8 protein-coding genes are annotated in these 7109 nt (G+C 65.1%); 6 read left to right on the top strand and 2 right to left on the bottom strand.

Annotated features, from left to right (window positions below):
• The 4 genes from HAQ05_RS14880 to HAQ05_RS14865 all read left to right on the top strand — a co-directional run.
• Window positions 1–137, top strand: a 137-nt coding sequence (locus HAQ05_RS14880) for a sugar nucleotide-binding protein (RefSeq protein ID WP_190421903.1), incomplete at its 5' end; no start/stop codon positions are given.
• A gap of 43 nt (window positions 138–180) precedes the next feature.
• Window positions 181–2001 carry a sensor histidine kinase gene (locus tag HAQ05_RS14875; protein ID WP_190421901.1) on the top strand — a complete coding sequence of 607 codons (1821 nt, stop codon included), beginning with the start codon at window positions 181–183 and terminating at the stop codon, window positions 1999–2001.
• Entirely contained in the window at window positions 1998–3398 is a 1401-nt protein-coding gene (locus tag HAQ05_RS14870) for a sigma-54-dependent transcriptional regulator (RefSeq protein ID WP_190421899.1), read from the top strand. Before HAQ05_RS14875 ends, HAQ05_RS14870 begins: the two co-directional genes overlap by 4 nt.
• Entirely contained in the window at window positions 3382–3849 is a 468-nt protein-coding gene (locus tag HAQ05_RS14865; RefSeq protein ID WP_190421897.1) for a thioesterase domain-containing protein, read from the top strand. Before HAQ05_RS14870 ends, HAQ05_RS14865 begins: the two co-directional genes overlap by 17 nt.
• 168 nt (window positions 3850–4017) lie before the next feature.
• Here the strand turns inward: HAQ05_RS14865 and cysQ are convergent, their stop codons facing one another.
• Together cysQ and nudE are read right to left on the bottom strand one after the other, a co-directional pair.
• Window positions 4018–4845 carry a 3'(2'),5'-bisphosphate nucleotidase CysQ gene (gene cysQ, locus HAQ05_RS14860; RefSeq protein ID WP_190421895.1) on the bottom strand — a complete coding sequence of 276 codons (828 nt, stop codon included), beginning with the start codon at window positions 4843–4845 and terminating at the stop codon, window positions 4018–4020.
• The gene (nudE, locus tag HAQ05_RS14855) at window positions 4842–5408 is read right to left on the bottom strand and encodes an ADP compounds hydrolase NudE (protein ID WP_190421894.1); all 567 of its coding nucleotides are present in this window, start codon (window positions 5406–5408) and stop codon (window positions 4842–4844) included. Before nudE ends, cysQ begins: the two co-directional genes overlap by 4 nt.
• Before the next feature lie 72 nt (window positions 5409–5480).
• On the opposite strand from nudE, the gene yrfG reads away from it, so the two are divergent.
• Both yrfG and HAQ05_RS14845 read left to right on the top strand, forming a co-directional pair.
• The gene (gene yrfG, locus HAQ05_RS14850; RefSeq protein ID WP_190421892.1) at window positions 5481–6152 is read left to right on the top strand and encodes a GMP/IMP nucleotidase; all 672 of its coding nucleotides are present in this window, start codon (window positions 5481–5483) and stop codon (window positions 6150–6152) included.
• 42 nt (window positions 6153–6194) lie between these two features.
• Window positions 6195–7076 (top strand): LysR family transcriptional regulator, encoded by an 882-nt coding sequence (locus HAQ05_RS14845; protein WP_190421890.1) that lies wholly within the window; start codon window positions 6195–6197, stop codon window positions 7074–7076.
• Window positions 7077–7109 lie beyond the last annotated feature (33 nt).

Genomic DNA, 7109 nt, shown 5'->3' with positions numbered 1-7109 from the left:
TACCCTCGAGCGAATACCCCACGCCCGCGCAGCGCCCGCTGAACTCCCGGCTCGACTGCTCGAAGCTGGCCCGCGAATGGGGTGTGGCACAACCGGCCTGGGGAGAGGGCCTGTTGCAGTGCCTGCGCGGCGGCTAAACCGTGCCTGACGGGCGGCCAGCGCATGGGGCATAATCGCCCCATGCCTGCCTCCTTGCCTGCCCCTACCCTGCCACGCCGCCCTCGTTGGCGCAGCCTGGCCCTACTTGCCGTGTGCCTGGCGCCGTTGCTATGGCCGATCCAGCATTTGGCCGAGCGCTATTACCGCAGCGAACTGGCCAGCCAAAACCGCCAAACGCTCGACCTCTATGTGGCCAACCTGTTAGGCATCCTGCACCGTTATGAAACCCTGCCGCAGATCCTTGGCGGCTTGCCACCCTTGCGCGAAGCCCTGGCCAGCCCTCGCAGCTCAGCGGCGGTTGATGCGGCCAACCACTTGCTCAAACGCATTGCCGAACAAACGGGCGCCGAAGTGGTGTACCTGATGAACACCACAGGTGACACCCTGGCGGCCTCCAATTGGGACCAAACAGACAGTTTCGTCGGGCGCAACTTTGCCTTCCGGCCCTATTACCGCGATGCTATGGACGGCCGCCTGGGGCGTTTTTTCGGCCTGGGCACCACCTCGGCCAAGCGCGGTTACTTCTTCGCTGCCGCCGTGCGTGAGGGCGAACAAACCATCGGCGCGTTGGTGGTCAAGGTAGACCTGGACCACACCGAGCGGTTGTGGGGCAAAACCCCAGAGCAACTAGCCGTCACCGACCAATACGGGGTGGTGATCCTCACCTCACGCCCAGACTGGCGCTACCGCGCCACCCGCCCCATGAGCGACACTGAGCGCAGCGCCGTCGAAGCGACGCTGCCGTACCCCACCCGGGCACCGCAGCAACTGGCATTGGCCGAAACTGCCTGGCTCACCCAAAACCGCGACATCAGCGAAACCGGCTGGACGGTGAACCTGCTGGCCCCCTACAGCTTGGTCGAACGGCCCGTGCGCAGCGCGCTGGCCGCTGCCGCCGGGGCGCTGCTGGTGTTGATACTGGCGCTAGGCCTGGCAATGCAACGGCGGCGCAATTACCTCGACCGCATTGCCTTCGAGGGGCGCGCCCGCCAACAGCTCGAGCTGCGCGTGGCCGAACGTACCGGCGCCTTGGAGCGGCTCAACAGCCGGCTCAAGCAAGAAGTGCTGGAACACGAGCACGCCCAGCAAAAACTGGTGCAAGCCCAGGATGAATTGGTACAGGCTGGTAAGCTCAGCGCGCTGGGTACGATGTCGGCCAGCATCAGCCACGAGCTCAACCAACCCTTGGCGGCGATCCGCAGCTACGCGGAAAACGCCGAGGTGTTACTCGACCACCAGCGCACCGAAGAGGCCCGCGGCAACCTCAAGTTGATCGGCGAACTCACCGCGCGGATGGCATCGATCATCGCGCATCTGCGTGCCTTCGCCCGGCGTGACCACCATGCCCCGGAAAGCGTAGCGCTGCAGCCGGCCATCGAAGATGCTCTGGCGCTGTTGGCCAAGCGCCGCCGGGCGATGGGCGTGGAACTGGTGCGCGACTTGCCCGATGCCCCGTTGTGGGTGCAAGCCGGCGAAACCCGCTTGCGCCAAGTGCTCGGCAACCTCTTGGCCAACGCCCTTGATGCCCTTACCGAGAAGGCCACCCCGCGCTGCCTGTGGATCAGCGCGGAGAAAACCGCAGAGGGTGTAACCCTTTGCCTGCGCGATAACGGCCCAGGCTTCACCCGCGAAGCGCTTGCCCATGCGCGCGAGCCGTTCTTCACCACCAAAACCCGCACCCAAGGCCTTGGCCTGGGCTTGGCCATTTGCGATACGCTGATGCGCGCGCTGGGCGGCGAGCTGCTGCTGGCCAACCATCCGCAAGGTGGCGCCCTGCTCACCCTGCGCCTGCGCCCCGCGCGGCCGGGCGCCAACCTGCAACCACCCGAGGAGTTCGCATGACAACCGAGCAGCGCATCGACCCCGCCGTCGAAGTGGTGCTGATCGACGACGACCCGCACTTGCGCCGCGCACTGGCACAAACACTGGACCTAGCAGGGCTGAAGAGCCTTCCGCTGGGAGACGCCGCCGGCCTCGCCGAACGCATCGGCAAAGGCTGGCCAGGGGTGATCGTCAGCGATATCCGCATGCCCGGCATAGACGGTTTGCAACTGCTCGAGCGCTTGCGCGCGGTGGACCCCGACCTGCCGGTGCTGCTGATCACCGGCCACGGCGATGTGCCGCTGGCGGTGCAGGCCATGCGTGCCGGTGCTTATGACTTTTTGGAAAAGCCCTTTGCCAACGACGCCCTGCTTGACAGCGTGCGCCGGGCCCTGAGCCTTCGCCGGCTGGTGCTGAGCAACCGCCACCTGCGCCTGACCGCGGGCGACCAGCAGGCACTCAGCACCCGCCTGGCAGGCGCGTCGGTACAAATGGCGCGGCTGCGTGAGCAGGTGGGCGCGCTGGCCGGCACCAAGGCCGACGTGCTGATCCTCGGCGAAACCGGCGCTGGCAAAGAGGTGGTAGCACGGGCGCTGCACGACCTCTCCAGCCGCCGCAATGGCCCTTTCGTAGCGATCAATGCGGGGGCCTTGGCCGAGTCGGTGGTGGAAAGCGAACTGTTCGGCCATGAGCCCGGTGCCTTTACCGGCGCGCAAAAGCGCCGGATCGGCAAGTTCGAGTTCGCCAACGGCGGCACACTGTTTCTCGACGAAATCGAAAGCATGAGCCTTGATGTACAGGTAAAACTGCTGCGGCTGCTGCAGGAGCGCGTGGTGGAGCGCCTTGGGGGTAACCAGCAAATCCGCCTGGATATCCGGGTAATCGCCGCGACCAAGCAGGACCTGCGCCAGGCCGCCGACCAAGGGCAGTTCCGCGCCGACCTTTACTACCGCCTGAACGTGGCGTCGTTGCGCATTCCACCGCTGCGCGAGCGCGGTGAAGACATCCTACTGTTGTTCCAACATTACGCCGATGCCGCGGCCGAACGCCACGGCTTGCCCCGCCAGGCGTTACCCTCGGCGCCGCGGGTGCAATTGATGCGCCATGCCTGGCCAGGTAACGTGCGCGAGTTGCAGAACGCCGCCGAGCGTTTCGCCCTGGGGCTGGAGCTGGCACTGGACAACCCATTGCCGCCCGCCGAGGGCACCGCCTCCAGCGCTGTGGTGGGGGGCAGCTTGGCAGAGCAGGTCGAGCGCTTCGAGCGCAGCTTGATTGTCGACGAAATGGCCAAACCGCATACGTCGCTGCGCAGCCTGGCCGAAGCATTGGGCATGCCGCGCAAAACCCTGCACGACAAACTTCGCAAGCACGGCCTGCATTTCGCGGCCGGCGACGATTCAGATGAGTACCGACCCTAAGGCATTGGCGATGGACCTCGAAGCGTTATTGCACCACGACATACCACTCACCCGTGACATGGGCTTGCGGGTATTGGCCTGGGAAGGGCAATGCCTGACCCTCGGCCTGCCACTGGCACCCAACGTTAACCACCAACACACCCAGTTCGGCGGCAGCCTTTACTGCGGCGCGGTGTTGGCGGGGTGGGGCTGGCTACACCTGGCGCTGAGCGAGGCCGGCGAAACCGGTGGGCATGTGGTGATCCAGGATGGCCATATCGAATACCCGTTGCCGGTGCGCGGCGACGCCCAGGCCATTTGCCCGGCGCCGGAGGCTGCCGTGTGGCAGCGGTTTCTTAAAACCTGGCGGCGCCATGGCCGGGCACGCATCGAGTTGCAGACGTACCTGCGCGAAGCAGGCGAAACCCAGGCCGCGGTGCGGTTTACTGGGCAATACGTGCTGCACCGCTGAGCCCGCCTAAAGTGTGCTCCAGACATTGGCTGCACAATGTTGACGGTGCCTTTTGCTGCCGCGCTGCATTGCCGCGCCCCGCCATAGCCCTGCCATGACGCGGCACGACGCCTTGCCCGACAACAACATTCACGCGTCAATTCTCGTGCGAACTGCTGAAACACCACACTAGCCTTGCGCCAATGCCACCAGCGCGGGCTTCCATGGCGCGCCCGCCGGCAGCGCCAGGAAATACTCGTTGAGTAGGTTTTCCCGCGCCGGGTAGGTGAAGGCCGAGCCATCCAGCGCCAGCACCTCACCGCCGGCCCCTTCGAGCACGCCTTGGGCGGCGGCGGTGTCCCACTGCGAAGTAGGCGCCAGGCGCGGGTAGCAATCGGCACTGCCTTCGGCCACCAGGCAGAACTTCAGCGAACTGCCGATATTGGCCAAGGCCAACTCACCCACTTGCTGGCCGAGGCCCGCCAGCAGGCGCTCCTGCCGCTCACTGGAGTGCCGGCGGCTGGCAACCACCGTGAATGGCTCGCCCGTGGGCGGCTGCGGGCGGGTGGCAATGGCCACGGGCGCTTGCCCTGCCTCCATGCGCCAAGCGCCGAGCCCTGCGCCACCGAACCAGCAGCGCTGTGTGGTGGGCATGCCGACCACACCGAACACCACCCTGCCCGCTTCGATCAACGCGATGTTGACGGTGAATTCGTCACTGCCGCTGATGAACTCCTTGGTGCCATCGAGGGGGTCGACCAACCACCAGCGGTGCCACTGGCTGCGCTCGGCCAGCGGGATGTCGGCGTCTTCTTCGGACAGCACTGGAACCTGCGGCGCCAGCGCGCGCAAACCCTCGACGATCACATGGTGGGCGGCCAGGTCCGCGGCGGTGACCGGCGAATCGTCGGGCTTGGCCTTCACCTCGACCCCGGCGCGCCAGAACGGTACGATGGCGCGCCCGGCAGCGGCCACCAGCTCAACCACCCCGGGCAGCCAGGGATGTGCCTTGATCATGGTACGAACACCCCACGCTGGGTAAGCAGGTCACGCACCAGGTACAACGCCGCCAGCGCGCGGCCTTCGGTGAACTGGCTGTTCTGCGCGAGGCTGGCCAGTTCGCGCAGGTTGATTTTGTCCAACCCCATCGGCTCGGGCTCGTCGCCTTCCAGGCGCTCTTCGTACAGGTCGGTGGCCAGCACCACCTGGATCTTCTGGCTCATGTAACCAGGGTTGAGCGACAGCTCGGTGAGGTGTTCCAGTTGCCGCGCCCCGTAGCCGGCCTCTTCCTTGAGTTCGCGATCGGCGGCGGCGAGGATGTCTTCGCCGGGCTCGATCAGCCCCTTGGGCAGCGACAACTCATAGGTGTCGGTGCCGCCGCAGTATTCTTCGATCAACACCGCGTGCTCATCGTCGAGCATGGCCACGATCATCACCGCGCCGTGCCCGGTGCCACGCCCCACCAGCCGTTCGTATACCCGCTCCACGCCGTTGCTGAAGCGCAGTTGCACCTGCTCGACGCGGAATATCCGGCTGCTGGCAACGATCTCGCGGGCAAGTACGGTAGGTTTCTGGCGCATAGGGCAGCTCCTGGGCATGAACGGGTTACTATACATGGGCTATCGCCTTTTCACCTGCCAAGGACCGCAACCATGGCCGCGCTTGACTGGTCAAAAATCGACACCGTGTTACTCGACATGGACGGCACACTGCTCGACCTGCACTACGACAACCACTTTTGGCTCGACCACCTGCCCCAGCGTTATGCCGAGCTGCGCGGCGTATCCCGCGAGGCCGCCGAGGCGGCCATGGGCAGGTTGTACGACAGCCATGCCGGGACCCTCAACTGGTATTGCCTGGATTTCTGGTCGCGCGAACTGGGCTTGCCGATCCGCGAACTCAAGCGCGAGACCGCCGAGCGCATCCAGGCCCGCCCCGGCGCGTTGGCCTTTCTCGAAGCGCTGCGCCAGGCCGGCAAGCGCGTGGTGCTGATCACCAACGCCCACCCCGACGTATTGAGCCTGAAGCTGGAGAAAGTGGCATTGGCCCCGTGGTTCGAACGGTTGATCAGCGCCCATGAGTATGGCCACCCGAAAGAAAGCCAAAGCTTTTGGCAGGCCCTGCGCGCCGACATCGCCTTCAACCCCGCTACCGCCCTGTTCATTGACGACACCCTGCCAATCCTACGCAGTGCGCGCGCGTTTGGTATTCGCCACCTGCTGGCGGTAAAGGCGCCAGACAGCCGCAAACCCGACAAAAACACTGAAGAGTTCGACGCGGTGGACGGCTACCCGGCATTGATCAGCGGCTTGGAACACCCCTGATGCCGTTACAATCGCCCTTCTTACAACCGGGCCGGAGCGCCGATGGATATCAAACAACTCAGGTTCCTGATCGCGCTGGATGAAACCCGCCATTTCGGCCAGGCCGCCGCGCGCTGCCACATCACCCAGCCCACGCTGTCGATGCGCTTGCGCAACCTGGAAGAGGAGCTCGAATTGCCGCTGGTGGTGCGCGGCCAGCGCTTCGAGGGGTTCACCGCCCCGGGCGAACGGGTGCTGGCCTGGGCGCGCACGGTACTGGCCGCTTACGATGGCCTGCAGGCCGAAGCCGCGGCATGCCGGGGCCACCTAGTCGGTACGCTGCGCTTGGGGGTGGTGCCGCTGTCGAGCTTCGACCCGGTGCCGCTGCTCAGCGGCCTGCATGCGTTGCACCCAGAACTGCGCTTTGAACTGAGTGCACTGAGCTCGGAACAAATCTTCGAGCACTTGGCCAGCAACCAAATCGACCTGGGGGTTTCGTTCCTGGATAAACTCGACCGTGAACGCTTCGAGGCATTGCCGCTGTGCCAAACCCGGCTGGGCCTGCTGTACGACGAGCGGCATTTCGATTTCGGGGACTCATCGCTGAGTTGGGAGGCGGTGGCCCAACTGCCGTTGGGTATGTTGACCACGGGCATGCATTTTCGCCAATCGATCGACCATGCCTTTCATAGCCGTGGTTTGGCGCCGAAGCCACTGATCCAAACCGACGCTGTTCATCAGTTGCTACAAGCGGTGCATGGCGGCTTATGCTGCGCGATCATGCCGCTGGACGGTGGCCTGGAGGCGCTGACCGAGCACCTGCGCCTGCAACCACTGGCACAAGCCCATACCTTGGCCAGCCTGGGTTTGATCATGCGCCGCAGTGCGCCGCGCTCGGCCCTGGCTGAAGCCTGCTTCGCCTTTTGCCAAAGCACTTTGGAATGATCGACCTGGAATGATCGACGCGCTCTATCAGCG

Origin of the sequence: Pseudomonas typographi, from assembly GCF_014694385.1 — a bacterium.
Classification (GTDB): domain Bacteria; phylum Pseudomonadota; class Gammaproteobacteria; order Pseudomonadales; family Pseudomonadaceae; genus Aquipseudomonas; species Aquipseudomonas typographi.
The sequence above is the reverse complement of the archived record's forward strand: the minus strand, read 5'-3'. Positions and strand labels throughout refer to the sequence as shown.

Bases quoted from the DNA above. Each gene is read 5' to 3' on its own strand.
- nudE (WP_190421894.1), bottom strand. From the start codon at position 5,408: ATGCGCCAGAAACCTACCGTACTTGCCCGCGAGATCGTTGCCAGCAGC.
- yrfG (WP_190421892.1), top strand. From the start codon at position 5,481: ATGGCCGCGCTTGACTGGTCAAAAATCGACACCGTGTTACTCGACATG.
- HAQ05_RS14870 (WP_190421899.1), top strand. From the start codon at position 1,998: ATGACAACCGAGCAGCGCATCGACCCCGCCGTCGAAGTGGTGCTGATC.
- cysQ (WP_190421895.1), bottom strand. From the start codon at position 4,845: ATGATCAAGGCACATCCCTGGCTGCCCGGGGTGGTTGAGCTGGTGGCC.
- HAQ05_RS14845 (WP_190421890.1), top strand. From the start codon at position 6,195: ATGGATATCAAACAACTCAGGTTCCTGATCGCGCTGGATGAAACCCGC.
- HAQ05_RS14865 (WP_190421897.1), top strand. From the start codon at position 3,382: ATGAGTACCGACCCTAAGGCATTGGCGATGGACCTCGAAGCGTTATTG.
- HAQ05_RS14875 (WP_190421901.1), top strand. From the start codon at position 181: ATGCCTGCCTCCTTGCCTGCCCCTACCCTGCCACGCCGCCCTCGTTGG.